19 protein-coding genes and 1 pseudogene are annotated in these 19,317 nt (G+C 58.8%); 9 read left to right on the forward strand and 11 right to left on the reverse strand.

The window, feature by feature from the left end; translation table 11 throughout:
- Positions 1 to 336 precede the first annotated feature (336 nt).
- On the forward strand, positions 337 to 609 hold the full coding sequence (locus tag WOC76_RS22705) for a hypothetical protein (protein ID WP_341103577.1): 273 nt from the start codon (positions 337 to 339) through the stop codon (positions 607 to 609).
- Positions 610 to 667: 58 nt separating this feature from the next.
- Here WOC76_RS22705 and WOC76_RS22710 read toward each other — a convergent pair whose 3' ends face one another.
- The gene (locus WOC76_RS22710; RefSeq protein ID WP_341103579.1) at positions 668 to 1,195 is read right to left on the reverse strand and encodes a hypothetical protein; all 528 of its coding nucleotides are present in this window, start codon (positions 1,193 to 1,195) and stop codon (positions 668 to 670) included.
- A 116-nt stretch (positions 1,196 to 1,311) separates the two neighbouring features.
- Here WOC76_RS22710 and WOC76_RS22715 point away from each other — a divergent pair, with 116 nt between their 5' ends.
- Entirely contained in the window at positions 1,312 to 1,677 is a 366-nt protein-coding gene (locus WOC76_RS22715) for a response regulator (protein ID WP_341103581.1), read from the forward strand.
- Positions 1,678 to 2,433: 756 nt separating this feature from the next.
- Here the strand turns inward: WOC76_RS22715 and WOC76_RS22720 are convergent.
- A complete protein-coding gene (locus tag WOC76_RS22720) occupies positions 2,434 to 2,643 on the reverse strand; it encodes a cold-shock protein (protein WP_341103582.1) in 210 nt (69 codons plus the stop codon).
- 278 nt (positions 2,644 to 2,921) lie between these two features.
- Here WOC76_RS22720 and WOC76_RS22725 point away from each other — a divergent pair, with 278 nt between their 5' ends.
- Positions 2,922 to 3,224, forward strand: coding sequence for an HU family DNA-binding protein (locus tag WOC76_RS22725; RefSeq protein ID WP_341103634.1), 303 nt, complete (start codon positions 2,922 to 2,924; stop codon positions 3,222 to 3,224).
- 2,133 nt (positions 3,225 to 5,357) lie between these two features.
- Here the strand turns inward: WOC76_RS22725 and WOC76_RS22730 are convergent.
- The 3 genes from WOC76_RS22730 to WOC76_RS22740 all read right to left on the reverse strand — a co-directional run bounded on the left by WOC76_RS22730 (position 5,358) and on the right by WOC76_RS22740 (position 8,497).
- Positions 5,358 to 5,702 carry a hypothetical protein gene (locus WOC76_RS22730; protein WP_341103583.1) on the reverse strand — a complete coding sequence of 115 codons (345 nt, stop codon included), beginning with the start codon at positions 5,700 to 5,702 and terminating at the stop codon, positions 5,358 to 5,360.
- Positions 5,703 to 5,718: 16 nt separating this feature from the next.
- Positions 5,719 to 6,783 carry an extracellular catalytic domain type 2 short-chain-length polyhydroxyalkanoate depolymerase gene (locus tag WOC76_RS22735; protein ID WP_341103585.1) on the reverse strand — a complete coding sequence of 355 codons (1,065 nt, stop codon included), beginning with the start codon at positions 6,781 to 6,783 and terminating at the stop codon, positions 5,719 to 5,721.
- Positions 6,784 to 7,672: 889 nt separating this feature from the next.
- Complete coding sequence (locus WOC76_RS22740; protein WP_341103586.1) at positions 7,673 to 8,497, reverse strand: L,D-transpeptidase family protein; 825 nt, start codon at positions 8,495 to 8,497, stop codon at positions 7,673 to 7,675.
- A gap of 498 nt (positions 8,498 to 8,995) precedes the next feature.
- Between WOC76_RS22740 and WOC76_RS22745 the strand changes: the two genes are divergently transcribed.
- Positions 8,996 to 9,295: a hypothetical protein gene (locus tag WOC76_RS22745; RefSeq protein ID WP_341103587.1), complete on the forward strand. Its 300-nt coding sequence runs from the start codon at positions 8,996 to 8,998 to the stop codon at positions 9,293 to 9,295.
- 68 nt (positions 9,296 to 9,363) lie between these two features.
- On the opposite strand, the gene WOC76_RS22750 is transcribed toward WOC76_RS22745, so the two are convergent.
- Entirely contained in the window at positions 9,364 to 9,501 is a 138-nt protein-coding gene (locus WOC76_RS22750) for a hypothetical protein (protein WP_341431609.1), read from the reverse strand.
- A 497-nt stretch (positions 9,502 to 9,998) separates the two neighbouring features.
- Here WOC76_RS22750 and WOC76_RS22755 point away from each other — a divergent pair, with 497 nt between their 5' ends.
- Positions 9,999 to 10,415 (forward strand): hypothetical protein, encoded by a 417-nt coding sequence (locus WOC76_RS22755; protein ID WP_341103588.1) that lies wholly within the window; start codon positions 9,999 to 10,001, stop codon positions 10,413 to 10,415.
- 337 nt (positions 10,416 to 10,752) lie between these two features.
- Here WOC76_RS22755 and WOC76_RS22760 read toward each other — a convergent pair whose 3' ends face one another.
- From WOC76_RS22760 to WOC76_RS22775, 4 genes and pseudogenes are all read right to left on the reverse strand, one after another.
- Positions 10,753 to 11,352: a TonB-dependent receptor domain-containing protein gene (locus tag WOC76_RS22760; protein WP_341431622.1), complete on the reverse strand. Its 600-nt coding sequence runs from the start codon at positions 11,350 to 11,352 to the stop codon at positions 10,753 to 10,755.
- A gap of 34 nt (positions 11,353 to 11,386) precedes the next feature.
- Positions 11,387 to 13,243 (reverse strand): annotated as a pseudogene (locus WOC76_RS22765) (TonB-dependent receptor); the annotation flags it as partial.
- 412 nt (positions 13,244 to 13,655) lie between these two features.
- Positions 13,656 to 14,123, reverse strand: coding sequence for a J domain-containing protein (locus WOC76_RS22770; RefSeq protein WP_341431610.1), 468 nt, complete (start codon positions 14,121 to 14,123; stop codon positions 13,656 to 13,658).
- A 1,119-nt stretch (positions 14,124 to 15,242) separates the two neighbouring features.
- Positions 15,243 to 15,545: a hypothetical protein gene (locus WOC76_RS22775; protein WP_341103590.1), complete on the reverse strand. Its 303-nt coding sequence runs from the start codon at positions 15,543 to 15,545 to the stop codon at positions 15,243 to 15,245.
- A 189-nt stretch (positions 15,546 to 15,734) separates the two neighbouring features.
- Here WOC76_RS22775 and WOC76_RS22780 point away from each other — a divergent pair, with 189 nt between their 5' ends.
- Complete coding sequence (locus tag WOC76_RS22780) at positions 15,735 to 15,977, forward strand: BolA/IbaG family iron-sulfur metabolism protein (RefSeq protein ID WP_341103062.1); 243 nt, start codon at positions 15,735 to 15,737, stop codon at positions 15,975 to 15,977.
- 3 nt (positions 15,978 to 15,980) lie between these two features.
- Complete coding sequence (gene grxD / locus WOC76_RS22785) at positions 15,981 to 16,322, forward strand: Grx4 family monothiol glutaredoxin (protein WP_341103064.1); 342 nt, start codon at positions 15,981 to 15,983, stop codon at positions 16,320 to 16,322.
- An 89-nt stretch (positions 16,323 to 16,411) separates the two neighbouring features.
- On the opposite strand, the gene WOC76_RS22790 is transcribed toward grxD, so the two are convergent.
- Entirely contained in the window at positions 16,412 to 16,720 is a 309-nt protein-coding gene (locus tag WOC76_RS22790; protein ID WP_341103065.1) for a DUF6156 family protein, read from the reverse strand.
- A gap of 45 nt (positions 16,721 to 16,765) precedes the next feature.
- Between WOC76_RS22790 and WOC76_RS22795 the strand changes: the two genes are divergently transcribed.
- Together WOC76_RS22795 and nifA are read left to right on the forward strand one after the other, a co-directional pair.
- Complete coding sequence (locus WOC76_RS22795; protein WP_341103067.1) at positions 16,766 to 17,248, forward strand: hypothetical protein; 483 nt, start codon at positions 16,766 to 16,768, stop codon at positions 17,246 to 17,248.
- Positions 17,249 to 17,501: 253 nt separating this feature from the next.
- Positions 17,502 to 19,286: a nif-specific transcriptional activator NifA gene (nifA, locus tag WOC76_RS22800; protein ID WP_341390275.1), complete on the forward strand. Its 1,785-nt coding sequence runs from the start codon at positions 17,502 to 17,504 to the stop codon at positions 19,284 to 19,286.
- Positions 19,287 to 19,317: the final 31 nt, after the last annotated feature.

A 19,317-nucleotide genomic window follows, 5' to 3' on the forward strand; every position in this document is an offset into this window, starting at 1 on the left:
GCTCAGCTAGCCGCACTTGTGAAGTGGGAAAGAACGCCGCCGACCGCTATAGCGCATTGAGGAGGGGCACGCACGCGCATTCGTGGTCATACGTTAGGCCCACATCGTGGTCCCAAATGAGTTTGTACTTCCTCCAGCAAAAGCTTCCCGACGCTAGGCTTATCCCTTTTCCGGACTCCGGGCACGGCTCTCTTTTCCAGTTTTCGGAAGAGATTGCCCCAGACGGCGGACTCTTAGAGGCAATCAAGGTCGATGATACCGCTATGAGCAATCATCATTTCATCCAGAACATCTGATGTCACATCTTCGCAAACTCTGGAAGAATGGGGACACGCCGTGAAGAAAAAGCTTGCTATCGCTCTCGCTCTCGCTTTGCGCGCTCTAACGTGCGATCCCAGCGTCGCAATGGACGAAAATTTCGTTGTTGCGGCGCGGTTGGCTCAGGGGCCCGGCAACGTGACGATCACTGGCGCCGGCCGGATCGTGATGAGCCAGCACCAGTTCTACGAGCCCCAAATTTCGGTGGTCGAGCTAAGCCCTGATGGAGCCACCGCGCCTTTTCCGAATGCGGAGACGAATAGCAGGGTGTCGGGAACAATCTTGGCTTGAGAAGTTCCGATTCAATCAAAAAAGCCATGATACGTGGGAATATGGACTTTTAATATTCTCACGTTAAGTGGCTTTGCTTCACTGCTTGAGCCCCAAGCCAGGCTGTTTCGCACAGGCGTTCGAACAGTCGCCCGCGAAGGGTAGTCTCCTCCCAAATGAAATCGAGGATTACGGGATCCTTGGTCGCTTGCGCAACAGCCGCCAAAAGAGCCGGACGGAACGAGAGGGGCAGCGCCGCAACGACTGCATAGTTGATCCTGCGCTTGAGAGGCCGGGCGAGATCATCGAAGTCGGGGATGATGGCGCCGAGTGCCCAGCCGACAGCGGGATCACGCCCATTTCCGCTGCAGGGACGCCAGGTTTGCACGAGCAATGCGCGCATAAGCGCAGTTGGGGAGTATCGGAAAGGACCGTCCCCTTGAAGGAAACGCTCAATAATCGCTTCGCCTGCCTGGGACGTCGGAGAGAGCGGCGATTTTTCGATCGCCTGGGCTGAGCACGGCGGGCCTCTCCTTGCGGCACCGACGCGCCGCGGTTTCGGTTCGACGGTGATCACGGCGATGGCGGAAACAAGCTTTGCTGGCAAGGTCGACTTAGCTTTTGAAAGTGAAGGACTTCATTGGCGGCTCATCTGTCCCGCCGCCAAAATACTGGGGCAGCTAGCGTCGGCTTAGGAAGAAGCTCGGTATAGAGGGGTCGGCTATGAATGTGCGAGTCCTCATCGTCGAAGACGAATTTCTCATCGGATTGGAAATCTCTGGTCAGTTGGCTGACGCAGGGTATGCCGTAGTTGGCCCAGCCCCCTCAGTGGCGGACGCGTTAAAGCTGGTTTCCAGTCCCGGTTGCGATATGGCGCTGCTGGACGTTAATCTCGGCAGTGAATCATCGGCTCCAGTCGCGGCCGCGTTGAAAGCGCGCGCTATCCCGTTTGTCGTCCTGTCGGGATACAGGGAACGAAGCTTGGCCGGGGACTTCAACGGCGCTGAGATCTTGGGCAAGCCGTTTCGGTCGGCGGATCTACTTGTCGCCTGCAAGCGCTGCATCGAGGGAACAGCAGATCCGCGCTGATATCAAAGCGCCTTCGCCTAGTGTCGCAGGCAGCGGCGGTGATGGCGTCGCAGGTTTAAAGCAACGCGTTTCGAGCGCCAGTCTGGACGTGATATTCGCCCGCGTTCTCCATCGTGATGAGCTTGGTTGCGCGCAAAAAAAATCAGCTTAAATTTTAAGGGACAACGAGTTCGTGCATGTATGCCAGTTGGCCGGTCGCGTAGGAGTACGGCGTTGGGCTCTTTTTGCGAATGGCGCTATATCCTCAGGTTAAAGCTGTACGGCGGTGGTGTCGACGAAAGGCAGGGCCAGCGCCGCGCATTTGCCCTGGCGGGTTAGTGGGCCCCGAGTAGATAGCGTATTCATCTCGCTGGTCGGGCGGCTGGCAGGGGGGTGTGCGCCTCGCCATTGTCGTCTGGCGGATCGGGCTGAGGGAATTGCCCAGCTGGGCGAACGCCCTATCTCCATCTCTTCAATTTCCGATCACCGGAGAGCGTCATGCCGTGGAAGCCAAGCGACGCCAAGCGATTTCCACGGATGTGATGAAACCGCTCAATAGCCTACCGAGCGGACGGCCGAAGAAGGGGGTCATTTTCGATGGCGACGCCAATGGTCTCGGAGTCGTTCCTTATGGCCTAACCGGCCGAAAGCCGACTTTTCATAAGCTTCGCAGGCCGGCGCAGCTGTTTTACGTCTCTCGACGGTTTTGAAGCTGGGCAAGGCTCCTCCGCCACGGCGGCAATCAAAGGGAGCGCAAGCCTGCCGTGTTTGAAGCTCTTATCCGAGTTGAAGGTTTTCCGCTGAGGATTTGCCTCTGCGCGTATCTACAACGACGTCATAGGTCACTTTCTGCCCCTCGGGCAGGTCCCTTAAACCGGCGCGCTCAACGGCGCTGATATGCACGAAAACATCAGGCCCGCCGTCATCTGGCTGAATGAAGCCGAAGCCTTTTGTGGCATTAAACCATTTAACCGTCCCGGTAGCCATATCGTATCCTCCTTGTGAGTCCAGGCTCTTTTTCTCTGCGCAGATAAGCCTTTGCACGAATCAAATCGGTTGATAAACGGGATTTTTATTGGCGTTCTGCATCTGGGACGCCAGTTTATCCCGTAATTTCGCAAGGTGAAAGCTGAATGGCTAGAGGTAAAGTCGCCGCCCGCAAGGCTGCTCCGGCGAAGAAAGCGGCTCTCGCAAAGAAGGCTGCCCCCAAGAAAGCCGCTCGCGGCGCCGCAGAAACGGGCGCCGTTCGCCCTTTCAAAGAGACGCTGACCAAGTCTGCTTTGATCAATCTGATCGCCGAACAGAACGAACTGCCCCGTAAGACAGCGGTTGCGGTCTATGCGACGCTCGAAGGCCTGATCCTTGGCTCTCTGCATCCCCGCGGCGTTGGCGAATTTACGATGCCCGGGATGTTCAAGGTCACGTTGAGAAAGGTGCCGGCCCGTCGGGCGGGCACGCTCGTGCGTAATCCGGCGACTGGCGAAATGGTCCCCGGAGCCGCCAAGCCGGCAAGCGTCCGTGTAAAGGTTCGTCCGCTGTCGAAGTTGAAAAACGCGGCGACCGGTTAATAGTGGCAGACTGACTGAGGCCCATCCACAAGCGGCGACCCGACAAAGGCCGCCGCTTTTGTTTTGTTGGCTTCGATTGCTGATTCCGAACTGGCGTCCCCTGAGATGATGGCGCGGGGGCCTGTTCGCTGAAGATTATGTCTCGCTTGTCCATGACCTTGGTCGAGCTGAGTTCGCCTGTTTGCCGCGGGGTCGCAACGTTGAGCGGCGTTAAGCACACGGTGGCCCAGCCCTTCCCGTCTGTCATCGCTGCTCTTGGCCTCAAGTGGCAATCGCATGAGGCGGCGAAGCGGCCGGCATTGGTGAACGTTTCTATGAATGGGGGAGAGGGGTTATCCGTCCAGGGGCTGAAGGGGCTCAATCGGTTCGGGTCGAGCGCGCCATAATTTTCCCCACGCCGGAAAATTCAGTAACCACCCCGAAACCAGCAAAGCAAGCATAAATCAAAGGGACAGAAAATCGCGCGAACGGCCTCAAGTTTCGAGTTTTTCCCCTTTCAGGCACGTAATGCGCGCCCGCGCGCGAGGAGGCGGGAGTGGCTCGATTGGTGATCGACCTTCAGGCGGCCAAGGTTTCGTGGCCCGGCGCGTGGTGGTCCGTCTCATGGGACCCGGCACCGCCGTAGGCTTGGCAATCGCGCCACTTTTGGCCCTCGGTGGATGGGAATAGGGCAATCCCTAGTATTGGTAACGCAAGCTAGCCCGGCGGCAATTTCTTCAAGCCTCATGCAATGTCCTGGAGGTCGGGCCGAGTGCCTCCCCGCGGGCGGCGGCGCATAAGATTGTGCGTGCATTCTTTCCTGTCGCTTCCGGTGTGGCAGACGCAAAGGGTGATTGTCCGCTGCGTTTATACCCATTGCTCTGTTCGCACTAAACGACCAGACACATGGATAGAGCTCCTCCCAGATCGCCTTGCGGCGGAAGATGGCTTCGGCTTCCTGCGACTGTGTTGTCGGCGGTCGGATGAGGTTCTCGCGACCACTGCTTGCTACCATTGCCACCACGATCGAAACCAAGACGGCTTATGTTTTTTGGCCCGGTGACTTTCAGCCAAGGCCTGAGCGTGCTGCTGTGCGATCGTCAGCTTCGATTTCGCCCGGCGCACCGCGTCATTCTTTAACATTATGGACTGTTTGATCGCCTGCTTTTTTTGCCACCATTCCGCAGGTTCGATCCATGAGCCTGTCTTTGCCAAAGCAGCCCGCCGTAAGTTTGCTTCCTCGTGGCGTAGGCGCTCTAAAACGTCCTCCTCCGCCCGGAGCGCCGCTTGTGCGTCGGCATAGTTTTTCTCGGCATGAACCAGAAAGTCAGGTTTAGGCGAGTCGCTTGTTGAAACTCATTGAGCAACTGCGGCGTCTATCGGCCAATAGTTAGCTGAGTGACCTGCGAGCAAGTCACACCGGCTTATGAGGAGGCCAATCGTAAATCCCACGAAAAGCGATTGTCTAAAAACGCGCATTGTTTTTCTTTCTCTCGCTCAGGTCATTCCAACAAATATAAGCCCCGCAAAAAATTCCCCCGCGAGACAAAACCGACGGCCCGCGAGCGGCGATTTCTGACGGATTTGTCGCGGCGGCCTGGGGCGCCGCCCGTCTAGGCCCGAGGTCGTGCGCGCATTGTGTGTCGGAGGATGAAGCAGCGGCGCACGCCACCTTGTGCCAAGGCCGCGTTAGCAACCTCGTAGATTCCACAAATGTCGGGGCTCGGCGGAGTGCGTAAAGCTGGGGTGCGCAGCTACGCCTTTCCTGCCGGGCTGGGCAGCTCGCGCCGCCTGTTTTTATGGCTGACGGGCGATGGCCGGCGATCCGCTCGCTCTTTCACGGACCGCCGGCTGGCCCGGCAAAAGTGTGGGTGAGGGCGCGCGTCTGGCAGCCATGCGTATTTTCCCCATCTAGCCCACCTAAACGTAGCGCTTAACGTTGGAGTTGTGAGAGGCGAAATCCGCAGCCTTCGCTTTCGGCGCTTAGACTAGCGGCCCGAACCGTTTGCGCGCCCTTCCTCGCCGATCCGGCGCTAACCGGCTTTCTCCTTTTACGCCTCGGTCAGAGCCTTGGCCGCAGGCCCGGAGGAGGCTGCCAGCGAGGGCGCGACACCGTAGCGCGGGCAGAAGACGTGTTTCCGCAAAAAAGATCTCTTATTGACAATTGGAAAACATGCCTATTGGCAAAACGTTTTCTGCAAGTAGCGCGCCAGCACAATCTTGAGTATTCGTAAGGTGGGAGCCGCTTTCGTAGACGGGAGCGTGGCTTTCGATCCAGGCGCCGCGGGCGCGCAGATAGCGATCCGCGCGCTCCAACGCGTCGCCGGCGATCTCGCCGACGTTGACGGTGACTGACGGCACGAGTTCGACTTTCGTCGATTTGAAGCGCGGCAGATCAAGCGCCTGGGGCGCCTTAACGAGTTTGCGTTTGCCGGGGATTGTGATCGAGAGATCGCCCAGGCCGCGCATCAGCGCGACATATGCGATGCTTCGACCCAAAAAACGTCGGGACTCCTTAACGGTTGCTTTTTCCCGCCAACCTCTCCACCATTCCCCGAATAGCCTGGATCTGCGCCCCTTTCTTCGTGTGATAATCGACGCTGTCATAACCCCACCAGTCCCAGCAGGCGTTTGGATTCCATCTGAAATTAAAGGTGTAGAACGGCCATCCCCAACCCCAACGGCTGATCGTCTGCGGATAGAGCACGATGATCGCATTCGTGTCCGCCCAGCGGTTATAGCCGGCGTGTTTGTAAAAGCTGTCGCCGATCGCGTCCGCCTGCTGCTGGCACCCATGGAGAGCGACATGCACTCGGCAGGACGCCGAGGCGCAGGCTGCAGGGATATAGGCGTAGCCAGTGTCGCTCAGACTGTGGCCGCGAGCATCGCTATCGGGGAAGAATTCCTTCTGGTTGAATTCAATGTAGCGGCCGTCGGGCTGTGCATTGGGCGGATTGAGTCTCCCATATATTTGCAGGAGAATCGCGCCGGCGGCGTCGAGGTGGCAATCATCGATAAAGGGCGGGCCGGTAAAATCGCAAGCGCCGCCGTAGTCGTCGGTGATCATGGCGTGGCCCGCCTTCAGATCTTTTCGGTAGACGACCTGATCATCGTTCGGCAGGTATAGCGCGTAATAGTCTCGCACGATGTCCATGACCGGAGTCGCGACAACCTGATCAGCTTGGCCAGAAAACAGCCACACGCGAGAATTTCTAAGGTTGGTGACGTCGTCCACCGCGCCCGAACGGGCGAGGCCGTCGGTGATGTCTTTGAGATGTGCGAGATCTGGAGCCGGATGATCGGCGGTGGGTTTCATACAATTCTGGGTCGCTCGACTCGAACTGTTTTCGGCGCAGTCATAGGGGATTCCCGCCACAACGCCCGCTCCCTTGACGATGCCGGAATGAGCGACGTGGAACTGCACGGCCATGGCTGCGCCGGAGGAAATCCCTGACACTGAAGTCTCGGCGATATTCGCGCGATAGGCTGGCAGATGATCTGCGGCGGAGGCTGGCCCTAATCCCGCCCAAACCAGACCCGATATCATGATAGCTCGTTGAAAAAAGCCGAAACCAGACACTGAATTCCCTCCAAAAAATCTAAGCCGCGACCCTAAAATATACGATGGCTTCGCAATGGTCTTTTTTTCAGGCGGCTGGCGATGGCGGAGCGGCGGGAATATGGGACGAGAAAGGTTGGACTGCGGAGAAGATGTTGGCGAAACGCTGCAGCCGTGCCACGATCTGAACCCCTGCATCGACCGATCTTGTTCTCGCAACGAGACATGGGAATTTCGGCGCGGTTTGGATTCAAACTCTTGTGCGATCGATGAGCCCCGGCATGATCTTCCGCCGCGCAGCGGCATAAGGAGCCGAGCTTGTCGGTGACCATGCGGCGAGGGTGAGAGCCCTGCTTATGGAGCAGACGCTTCAGCAATCGCTGCGTTGGCGCCGCCTGCGTCACTGATCGATCGGAGTGCGGTGGTCTCTTAAATGAAGAGGCTGCAGATGATGCTAATGATGGCCGCTGCGACGAGGCGCCATGCAACAGCTTGCCAGCTTCCGGTTGACTCAACGAGCTAGGCAGCGATTAGTGGCGTTGGGACGCTGGATACGATGCCCGAGAGTTGGTAGGCAATCGAAGCCCTACTGTAGCGATAGCGTAGCGGATATTGCACTGCGTAGATCACACATCCTTGATCCGCTGCATTTGCTCGTCCTCCGTCGTCAACGTCACTCCTTCCGACGCGTTCAAGGTGCGGTAGGTTGGCAAACACCATGCCAATTTAGAATTTAGAGCAACAGTTCGTGCAAGCCCGGCGCAATGAATAAGCGGCTTATCAAGTGGACGCCGCTTATGGGGCATTGCCAGAACTCAGGCGCGTCTTCTCTCAGAGCGCCCACGCACGCGTCTGCCAGCTCGCGACGCGCTGCTGGCGACAGGAGAGGGCGGCCTGAAAAGGGAGCACGTTAAGTGATTGAACGAATTGGAAGCGGAGAACCCTGTTTTACATTCTGGGCGGCAGCCGCCGCTTTCATTCTCAGGAGATCAGCATATTGAAATGGGTTGACTGGCTGCAGAGGGGCCACGACGCCGGAACCGGGGGTCGCGTCGGCTTCTGTCAGCTCGCGTAGTTTTGGCGTCAGCAAGAGCGGGTGCGCGAACTCGGCTGGCGCTATGTCCTGCGCAGAGTTGACGACGCGCTCGCCAATCTTCGTCCACCCCCAAAGTTTGGCCGCGAATTCTGAAGAAAGCCGGATACAGCCGTGGGAGGCTGGATGGCCCGGAACGACACCGAGATGCATGGCGATGCCCGACCATGTGATGCGCTGCATAATGGGCATAGGCGCGGCGGAGTAAATATTCGATCGGTGATATCGCTCGCGGCCGATGATGGTGAAAATTCCCTCAGGCGTCGGGTGGCCAGCGATCCCGGTCGATATCGCCGAACGGGCGATGAGCCCTTGGTGGCTGTATATGGAGACACGCTGGTCGGCGATCGACGCATTTAGAAAAAGCGGTTGCTCGGGGGTAGCGTGGACAGGCCCAACTTCGGGCGTGGACGGCGCGACTGAGGTCCGCAGTTCATGTTGGAAGCGCTTTCGTGCAGTTCGAGGGTGGTGTTTTGGAGCGCTTCTCCAAGCTCGCGTGGGTCCGCCTGAAAACAGGCCGTCGACCCAATGAAACAAATCCTGAGCTACTGCCGGCGTCATTCCCGCGCCCAGGGTCGCCACAGCAGCGTTGATGATGAATACCGCCCTAGCGATAGTTTTGCCGCAGTGATATTTTGGCATTCCGACGCCAAGCTTCAGTCGATGTCTCGGTCAGCCGCTTCCGCTCGTGGCTTTCCTTTCGTCGTGGTCAAGGATTCGAGCGAGACGCGGGCAAAAATGCGATCATAAAGTGTTCTTAGATCGTCTGGGCAGGAGCCTGACTCGGGGCCGACCGGACCTGGCTGTCAGTCGCTGCGGCGCCGGTTCATATTGTGAGATGCGGGCGCGGGCCGATCCCGGAGAACAGCGGCGGGCTGGGGGTGAGGCTGAGGAAGTTAAAATGAGGTGGAGTCGAATAAATTCGGGGCTAATGCGGGGTGCAAACCGGCGAGTCGACAGACTGCGGCGGCGCGATGATTTTGCGGTCACTCTTGTCATAGCTATCGGCGCAGGCTTTGCGTTCTTGCTGCTTATCCTGGGAATAAGGTGATAGCCAGCGATGCGAGCGACGAATTCATCCCGGAGAACGGCGGCGGGGCGGGGTGAGCATGAAGCCTAAGCGGAGGGGACCATGACGCAATGACCAAGCCCCTGAGCGCCGAAGCCATTTTTGATCAGCTCCGTGCCATGGGGCTTTTCGAGGTGGAAATGAGCCGCGACGATATTAGCCGCGGTTGGCGCATTCGCGCAGATGGCGGTCCCCTCGTGCAGATCTGTGACAACGGCAACCTCAGAATTTCTGGAAGGAAAGCGCACGTCCTCCGCAAGGGGCTTGGGCTTACTGGCAAGCGCAATTCTTGCTGCTCGCGCCCTAAAGCGGTCGCGTCGGAGAATGGAGACGCGAGGCTAAAGAAAAAGCCCAGTGAAGAGCCGGGCTAGTTCGCGTTACCAGTAGTAGGGATAACCCCACCCTCCACCGAGGGCCCAAAGTGGCGCGGTTGCCAAGCCTACAGCGGCGCCAGCCAGCGCTCCCACGGGGTTAAAGCCATAATATCCGTAGCGCGGATAATAGTAGACGTAGCGGTAATGCCGATGACGCCAATAGCCATAATGCCGATGATGGCGCCAGTAACGGTAATGGACATTCTCGACAGGCGACGGGCCCGTGATAGTCTCCCTGCTCGGTAGGTTAATTACACCAGCACAAGTTTGAGTTGTCGAACCTGAAAGACCGGCAACTATGCAGACTGCGGTGATCGCGGATGTGTAAGCTGTCCTGCGCATTCCAACCTCCCGTGTCCGCGATAAGCGAAACCCTAGGTTCTCGTGTTCTCACCGTGCAATCCAATTAGGACATTGAACTTTTCAGACAATAGTGGCTGGCGATTACTAATCTGAACAAGGTAGCGCTATTGCAATTACACTAATAGACGCTGCTTGCGCTCGCCGACGAGGTTCTCGCGTGCGCGTAGGCCGCTTAGCGTCTTCTTCCTCGATCGAAGGTGTCGCCGTCATGCTGCAATGGCCAAGTTCCCCCCGCAGCCAGCCGAGCTACACCCGCAGGAGAAGAGCGGCGTCGAGACGATCTGTCTTGGCCTGTCTTGGCGCGGCGGCGGTCCGTGGACACAGCCACGCTGCTCGAGTGGATGACGTGCGCCTCAACGCCGCGGGCCACCAGCCACCGCGCGAGCCAAAAACCATCCCGCCCGGCCTCATAGGCAACGACGAGACGTTCGATCCTTCGTCCCGCCGAGCGACATTCGACACACCAACGCCTTACGAGCGTGAGAAGATGATCGGGATCGGGGTTCAGCTTTTTCAGAGACTGGCGGTCCACGCCAGGAAGCAGGCCAGTGACAAGCCACGTCGATTGGCTCATCTCGATGACCACGACGAGAGTGCGATCCTGATCGAAGGCTGCCGTCGCACGACCAGGGATAAACTGATGCAGCATGACGGCGTCTCCACTCCGCGGAAGGGCGCCAGCCTGCCTCCTTGGCGCACGCCCCATAGCATCTGGATATTGGCGGTGAACAGAATCTTGACCATCCGGCAATAACCTCCAGCGACGTGTCAACGTTGGTTGCGCCAGGGAACCGGTGTCTGCCTCAATGCACCTTTATCCAGACGGGAACGTCCGGCTCTCGAGCCAAATCTTGCTTACTTTTTAATCGTTGCCCATAGGGAAATCGGGAGCAAGATCTTTATTCGCACCCTTCGACGGAGAAGTTTCGCTTTGGTTCATTCGGTTCTGCATATCTTTGTAATGCGCCAGCGGGCGCCTTCGGGGGCGCGGTGTTTCACGTGGCAGGTCGCACGGAAGCGGTCCGATATCATGATCGGTAGTAATCTCATCTTACCATCTCTGCCTCGTGTGTTTCGAATGCACATCGCGGTTAGAATTTTGCATTTAACGTAACGAAGGCTGAGCGCGGCGCGCCAGGCATGATATTGTTGTTGTTGGTCGCAGCGGCGTAGTATCGCGCCCCGAGCAGGTTCTCGATATTCAGCTGCGCGTTGACCCGATCGCTGAGCTTCACATAGGCCGCGGCGTCGACGCGGGCGTAGCCGGGGACGACGACAGCGTTGTCAATCGCCGGATAGAATTTCGCGTTGTAGATGACGCCGCCGCCGAGGCCCAGCACGCCCGGTCCCGCGTCGAAGAGCGACGAAATGTCGACCTTGTTCCAGAAGGAATAGGTGTTGCGCGGGACATTGGGCGTCACCTTGCCCGAATAGACGAGCCACGGATCGGCTGGATTTGGAAAATAGCTGGCGTTCAGCACGCGGCCGGACTGAAAACCATAGCCAAGCGAGGCCTGCCACTCGTCTGTGACATAGCCGACGAGTCCGACTTCGCCGCCCCGCGTCCGCGTATTGGCGACCGCGTTGAAGGCGTTGACCGTGACAGGCTGGTTCGAGCGATTGAGCTGATAGAGCGCGCCGGTCAGCAGCAGTCGGCGGCGTAATTTGGTATTTCGTTCCGACTTCGAGATTCTCGAAGCCCTGCGGCGACAACGCGGCGAGAGACGGCGTCAGCACGACGAACTGATCGCTGGAGGCGGGCAGGAAGGAGCGCGAATAAGCGAAGTAATACGAGAGATCCGGCGTCGGTTTGAAGACGACGCCAAGTCGCGGCGACCATTTGTTGGTGACGTTGCGAATGGTCTGGTTGAGCGAGTCGACGATTTCGCCTTCCGCCTGCTCCGTCGCCTGCCCCGCCGGATCGGCGCCCGGTGGAAGCGGGAAATCCGCGCCGCGGAATGTCAGATCGAAGTGGTCGAACCGCACGCCGGCGAGAATGTCGAAATAATTCGTGACCGCGATCTGATCCTGAACATAGCCCGAAGCCACGTCGAGATTCGTGTAGCGACGCTCGCGCGCGTCGCCGTAGACCATGGGATTATAGATCGTCGGGTTGAAGAAGGGCGCGTCAACCGCGACCGCGCTGCCGTCGCAGGCGACATTGAAGTTATTCTCCGGCGTGCCAAAGCAGGAGAGATTGCGCTCGCTCGCCGATTTCTGATTGCCGACCTCCGAGCCCATGAGCAGCGTGTGCTTGATCTCGGGCGTCATCTCGAAACGATAGACGAGGTCTGTCTGGTTGAAGACATTGCGCCGTGGCGTGTTGTGGACGTACCCTTCGATTTCCATCTGCCCGCCGGGCGGCCCCTCGAAGAGAAGGACATTCTCGCCCGGGAAAGTATTGGCGTAGCGCTTCTGGTAGTTTGCGTAGACCGTGTGGTTACGGATTTCGAGGCCAAAATCGGTTGTGTGCTCGATATTGAGATCGACGGAGTTCACATCCACGCGGGCGTAATTGTTCGCCATCGCGCTCGGGTTGACGTCGCCGAAGAATTGCCAGCGCGGCGCAGGCGAGGGATAGCCCGGCGCGAAGGCCGCGAGGCCGGCGGGGAAGCCCTCGACGAAAGAGCCGATGCCGACCGACGGAATGCCCCGGTCGTTGAAGCGCCGGTCGTGGTAATGCTCATAGCCGAGCGTCACGAAGGTCTTCTCGAGCGGCTTCCAGGTCAGCGTCGGATTGACGCCATACCGCTCCATCCGGAAGAAATTGCGATAGCCGTAGGACTGCTCGTAAAGCGTGTTCAGGCGAACGGCGAGCGTGTCCGACACCGCCTGGCCCAGATCCGCCGTCACGCGCTTGCGGCCGAAGCTGCCGAAACTGGTCTCGATATTGCGGATGGTTTCGCCATCGGCCTTCTTGGTGACGCGGTTGATGACGCCGCCGCGACCGAAGGTCAGCGCACTCGGACCCTTGAGCACCTCGACCGCCTGTATGTTGTAGAGGTCGCGGTAATATTCGGCGTCGTCGCGCACCCCGTCCCTGTAGAAGTCGGCCGTGGTGTTCTGGCCACGGATTGTGACCGAATCCTTGTTGCCCTCGCCGCCCGTTACCGTCACGCCCGGCACATAGGTGAGCGCCTGATTGAGCGTCAGGCTATTGCGATCCTCGAGCTGCTGCTTGGTGAGGATCGTGATCGGTTGCGGGATGTCGATGATCGGCGTGTTCGTCTTGGTCGCAGTCGAGGTGCCGCGCGCCACATAGCCGACGACGCCGCTCGGGCCGTAGCCGAGCACCTGTTCGGAAGGCACGAAGGGTGTGGGCTCGGAAGCGTGCGCCGGGCCGGGCGCGGCGGCCGCTGGCGCCGCCTGCACGGGACGCGCCGGGCGTGGGCCTTGGGTATGGGCGACCGTTTTGCGCGCCTTGCCGACCTCGATCGTGGGAAGCGCCTGCTGGGCAGAGGCGGCATTCGCGGCGGAAACGAGCGCGGCGCCCAGGGCGCACAGGCTGACACACGAGCGTTTCGATTTTCCAGACGCGAAGGGGCGAACCAAGAGGAAACACTCCAGCGATCGATCGGTCACCGACCCTCGCCAGAGTCGGCTTATCCTCTAGGGCTCAGTATTGCAGTGCAGAAAAGACCAATCAATGCATGGATCATAATTTTAAAAATCTTGTAAAGTTGCCATCTGGATTGAGATTAAACTCCCGAAGTGCCCGATGTTGGAATTCTTGCCTTTCGCAACAATAGTCGTGGCTAGCGACTCTTGAATTCATTGAAGAGCGGCTCTCCGGAGGCGCAGTCGTCAAATTAACTGAATAAGCTCATTGAACAGGATCCACGATCGGTCAAACCTCGCTTGTCAGCTTCGCTCGAAGCGACTCCGATTCGCCTCGATCATCACGGTTCGTATCTCATGTACCGGATCAGAAAAAGGTCAACTCGCTTCGCTCTCAAGGACATTTGCGCGCAGCCTCTTCCATTGCCTCAACCCATCAGAGGCGTTTCTTGAGCAGCGCGTCGCGAGCCTTTACGATGCGCTGGTAACGTTCGGCGCTGCCGCCTGCGTCGGGATGCGCTGTCTTGGCCAACTGCCGGAAGGCGGCACTGATGTCTGACGGCTTTAGTAGGCCCTCGATTGGCAGGGCTAAGATTTCGCGATATTCGTGGTCGTCGTGGTCGGCATCCCGCTGCAACAAGAAGGTTCTGCGCTTTTCTCGCGCCTTGAGGCGGAGGTTAACCTGATCGTCGCGCCATCTTTGGCGCGACATAACGAGACACTCGCCGAAGGTGATCCGGCCGAGCCTTTCAAGTTCGTCAAGACTGAACGGCCCCACGACGCCATAGGGGGGCGCCAGACACGCCTTCCTGCCGCCCTCGCCATGTTGGATATCGCCGATCGTCGCCATATCCAGTATTCCCATCGAGCCGTTCCAGACGACCCATTCCTCTTTGTCCGCCATACGGAGCGCTTTCATGCATAAAGCGACCCGCGTTTCGCCTTGTTTGTGCAAAGGTATTCACAAGAGTTGGACGGGTCATGAGCCTATGCATGTTGCGAGCCAAGGGAGCTGACAAAGCGTCGGACGTCAGCAGCGTCTGCGGCTAGGATGTGTCCGAGCATTCTCGGTTAGGGGCCGTTTGGTTCTTTCCAAATGAATTCGCCGCGGTCTCTGACATCATGCTCGAAGGCTCCGAGATCGTGTTAAGCTATCTCGCCAAAAAAAGGACCGTCCGGCCTCATCTAACAGGCGTGTGAAACGCCCTGCCTGGGCCAAGTTTACCAGAGCGGTCCAAATGGCGAGATTTTTGCTCGGTGCTGCGCCGATGAAGGCGCGCGACTCCCATTTGCAGTCGCTTCGAGAAGAGCGCCACTAGCGAGGGGTGGAAAGAATGGCAAATCATAAGGTTACGGTTGAGCAATTTGCCCAATGGCAAATGGGCTTGTTTTTTACATGTTACGGGCCATGACGAGCATCTTAATCTGGGCCGCGAATTTAAGAACGATGAACAAGCAGAAAACTGGCTCAACGTTTCGGAGTCGGTGACTGTGATTGAAATGATGATCCGCAAATATCAGAAATAGCAACTCAAATGATGTTGGACTCTGGAGAGAAGGCGATATGCGGCCACGGAAGGCGCTCCGCCCTCGCTCGCTGGTCTTGCCGGAGGCGATTTCGCACGTGTCACGGCGCCACGACGATCGGCGTCAATATTCCTCGGACGCGTTCGATGGAGCGCCGATCGCCGTCGTCAGGCGGAAAGCGGTGCCAGAAACTTGATTTGTGGCGTTGTGTGGATGATTTCACGCAGGACTTCGATCCTGATTTTGGCGAGCGCGAAGCCGGGGCCTTCTCGGCTGGCGCTGGTGCGCTGCGACAGCTACATCGCCAATTTCATCAGCGTCTCGACGCCTAGCACTAATTGTTTGGGCGGATGTCGCCGAGGCCACGAGCGCGACGGATTTCGTCCAGCTCGGCAAAGCGCCGAGCGGCGGCTGCGGAGAGGCGCTTCCGGGAGGGGATCGTGGCGCGCGGCGCTTGGTCCAGCCTTGATCAGCTCACTGGCGCCGCGCGCGTCCGTCAATGTGTGGTGACTTCGTTGCTCGGGAGCACGTCGCGGATGCGCTTGCCTTCCACCCAGACGAAAGCCCCGGCGGGGTCGGCGCAGGCGATATCCTGTTCGGCGATCAGCTTGTCGCAGAGCATGATGCAAATGGCGTCGATCGACGCGCCTCTGTCGTTTTCCTCAGTCATGCGGTCAATCGAGATTTCGCCCATCTCCTCGTTGTCGACCAAATGGATGATAAACACTTCTTCGTGGCCGGGAGCTCCATGCGCGTTCACCCGGAAAGTTTCCCCCTTGTAGCGGAATTCGCGTATCATTCCTGTCCCTTTTTGCTTGGTTGTCTTCGCGATTTTACGCCTTCGTGTTGAGGCGATGATCACCGCGCGCCCGGCGCGCATGCAAACTGCGCGCCATTTGTGCGCGTCGTGGACCTCCGGTTTTGTTCGAATGAGGCGCCGAAATTGCTTTTGAAGGGGCGACAGGGACTGAGAGATCAGGAAAACGTCATGCCAATGCCCGCCGAGGAAATCCAACGTCTCATAAAGACGGCTCTGCCCGACGCCGTGATCGAACTGACGGCGCTCGCCGACGATAATGATCATTGGGCCGCGACGGTGACGTCGGCGGCGTTTCAAGGTTTGAGCCGGGTGCGTCAGCATCAGCTGGTCAACGCCGCCTTCGGCGGGCGGCTCGGCGGTGAATTGCATGCGCTGGCGTTGACGACGCGAGCGCCGGCGCGAGGAGAGTGAGAAATGGGCGACATTACATCCAAGATCAAAGGGATCATCGACGGCGCCGACGTCGTGCTGTTCATGAAGGGCGTGCCGCAGGCGCCGCAATGCGGCTTCTCCTTGCAAGTCGTGCAGATTTTGAATGAGGTCGGCGCGCCCTATACGGCGGTCAATGTGCTCGCCGACGGCGATATCCGCGAGGGGATCAAAGGTTACTCAAATTGGCCGACTATTCCGCAGCTCTATGTGAAGGGCGAGTTCATCGGCGGTTGCGACATTACGCGCGAAATGTTTCAGTCGGGGGAACTGACGGCGCTTTTCGACAAGGAAGGCATTGCGCATAAGCAGGGTGTGAAAGCGTAGCCATACGGTTCATATGATCTTGAAATGCGAGCTCGAGACCGTGGTCCAAGGGAAGCAGAGGACCGCAAGCCCTTGGGCTCGGGTCTCCGTCAAAGGCTGCGCGCCGCGCCGACACCGTTCTCGTCGAACAAAATCTCCGTCTCGTCGCCCGCCATGTCAATGTGCGCGTGGGCAAGCCGGCCGTCGGCGCGGTAGTGGTAGCCGTGGCGCAACTCGACTTCGCCATAGACGATCTTCTCGCAAGTGATCATACGACCGTCGGCGTCGTAGCCGGCGCGAAAATAAGTGTTGCGATTTTCGAGCGCGTCGGCCCCGATGGGCGAAACCAAGTTGAGCGGCAGCTTGACGCCGCTGTAGCTCAAAAAATATTTGAATATCGGCGCCGCTACGATTCCCATGACGTCCCTCCGCCCATATGGCTCGGCGATTGCTTCAGGCTGGCTATGAACACTCCGCGCGCCAACGCCGATGTCGTGAACTTCGGCGAACTCGATCCAAAGACCAATGAGCTCCTGCAGCAGGGCGTCGTCGCCTATCGGACCGACCGTGAGAAGGCCGACAGCCTCTTCAAGCAGGCGTTGGCGCTGACGCCACAGGAGCTGGCTCCATATTACTGCCTATACAAAATTCACACCTATATGGGCAGCCTCGACTATGCGGCCGACGTCGCCGCGGAGGGTATGAAGCAAGCCACGCTTCAGGCGGGTTGGCCGAGCGATCCGACGGCTTGGCCAAGCGCGGCCGAGGCGCAGGAAGGTCCGGCGCGGTTCGCCCTCTATACATTAAAAGCATTGAGCTTCATCGAGCTCAAACGCGGCCGGCGTGACATTGCCCTGGACTATCTCGGCATTCTCTCTCGAGCCGATCCACAGGGCAGCGTCGGCTGGAAAGTGATCGAGGAGTTGGCGCAGGGCAGTGTGCAATAAGCGCACAGATGACAAAACCTTTGTCCGAAACCTCGACAGAGCGTCGGCCTAAATCGTTGCGGCAAAGCTTTTAAAGCGCCTTGATGTCTGAAAATCGACATTGTGCACTGCATTTGTGCGAAACAATGCCGTTTTGCATTGATTTTGAACAAGATAAAAGATGAGCTTTGTGACAAGATTTGAATTGACCTTCGCACATGCGAACGGAACCCGGGCTCGAGCCTGATGGTGGCCATTCGCAAGGAAAGCGGCCATGGACGATGTATTGACTTCAGGCTCTATAAGCACCGAGGATTTGGCCGCAAAGCCGCCGCGGGCGAGAACCCCGTCCGCCGACACCGCGCTGCTCGGCGTTTATGAAATCTCCAAAATCCTCACCGCGCCGGCCCGCCTCGAGCAGGCGCTGGTCAATGTCGTCAGCGTGCTCAGCTCGTTCCTCGACATGAAATTGGGGATGATCACGATCCTCGATCAGCACGGCGATCCGGAGATCGTCGCGACCTCGGGCTGGATCAGTCACGATCGCAGCAAGCCGATCGACACGCTGCCGGCCAAGATGATCGACCGGCTCGTCGCCACCGGCATGCCCATCATCGTCGAGGACGTGACCCGCGACGCCTTGTTCGCGACAGCGGCCGAGACGATCACCCAGGCGGTCGGCGCGAGAGTCTCCTTCCTCGCCGTTGCGATTAAGAGCGACAACCACGTCGTCGGGACTTTGTCGATCTACCGCACATCGGAAGAGTTCGCCGCCTACACCTTCGACGCTGATCTGCGCCTCTTGACGATGATCGCCAATCTGATTGGCCAGACCGTGAAGCTGCACCGCATGTTTTCGGCCGACCGGCAGCGGCTGCTGAACGAATGCAGCACGCTGGAAAAGGCGCTGGTCTCGTGCCTGCCGAAGGAGATCCGTGGCGAGCGGCCCGACGTCGCCGGCATCGTCGGCGAGAGCCCGGCGATCATGGAGGTGCTTGACACCATCGCCGTCGTCGCCAAGTCCAACTCAACCGTGCTGCTTCGCGGCGAGAGCGGCACCGGCAAGGAACTATTCGCGCGCGCGGTGCACGACCTATCACGGCGCAGCGCGAAGCCCTTCGTCAAGGTGAACTGCGCCGCCCTGCCGGAAAGCGTGCTCGAATCGGAGCTGTTCGGTCATGAGCGCGGCGCCTTTACCGGCGCCGTCGCGCAGCGCGCGGGACGCTTCGAACTCGCCAATGGCGGCACGCTGCTGCTCGACGAAATCGGCGAAATATCTCCCGCCTTCCAGGCGAAGCTGCTGCGCGTGCTGCAGGAAGGCGAATTCGAGCGGGTAGGCGGCTCCAAGACCTTAAAGGTCAACGTGCGATTCGTTTTCGCGACCAATAAAAACCTCGAAGAGGCGGTCGAAAAGGGCGAGTTCCGCGCCGATCTCTATTACCGCATCAGCGTCGTGCCGGTGTTCCTGCCCCCGCTGCGCGAGCGGCCCGGCGATGTTTCGCTGCTGGCGCATAATTTCCTTGAGCGGTTCAACGCTGAAAACGAGCAAAAACACCAGTTCGCGATGAGCGCTATCGAGACGCTGCAAAGTTGCTACTTCCCCGGCAACGTGCGCGAATTAGAAAATTGCGTGCGCCGCACGGCGACTTTGGCGCGCGGGGAAACCATCTTCGATTACGATTTCGCCTGTGCCGCCGGCAAATGCCTTTCGGCCTTACTGTGGACTGGCAGCGCAAGCGGCGCCTTTGCGGATACGCATCCCGAACTGGCCGGCATGCACGCCGTCCAGCCGCCTGACGAGATCGCGCCGGCGTCCCGCGGCGAAGCAGTGCCGGTTCCGACCGTGCTCGAGAAGCCTCCGTCGCTGCCGAACGCTGTCAGCGAGGCGGAGGGCGGCGGCTTCACGTCATCCCGCAAGATGATCGACCGCGAGACGCTCGTAGAAGGCATGGAGAAAGCCGCCTGGGTTCAGGCCAAAGCGGCGCGTATCCTTGGCGTGTCGCTGCGCCAGGTCAATTACGCGCTGAAGAAATACAATATCGAAGTAAAGCGCATCTGAGCACAGCTAACAATTGTCGCATTTACGACAT

Origin of the sequence: Methylocystis sp. IM3, from assembly GCF_038070105.1 — a bacterium.
GTDB lineage: Bacteria > Pseudomonadota > Alphaproteobacteria > Rhizobiales > Beijerinckiaceae > Methylocystis.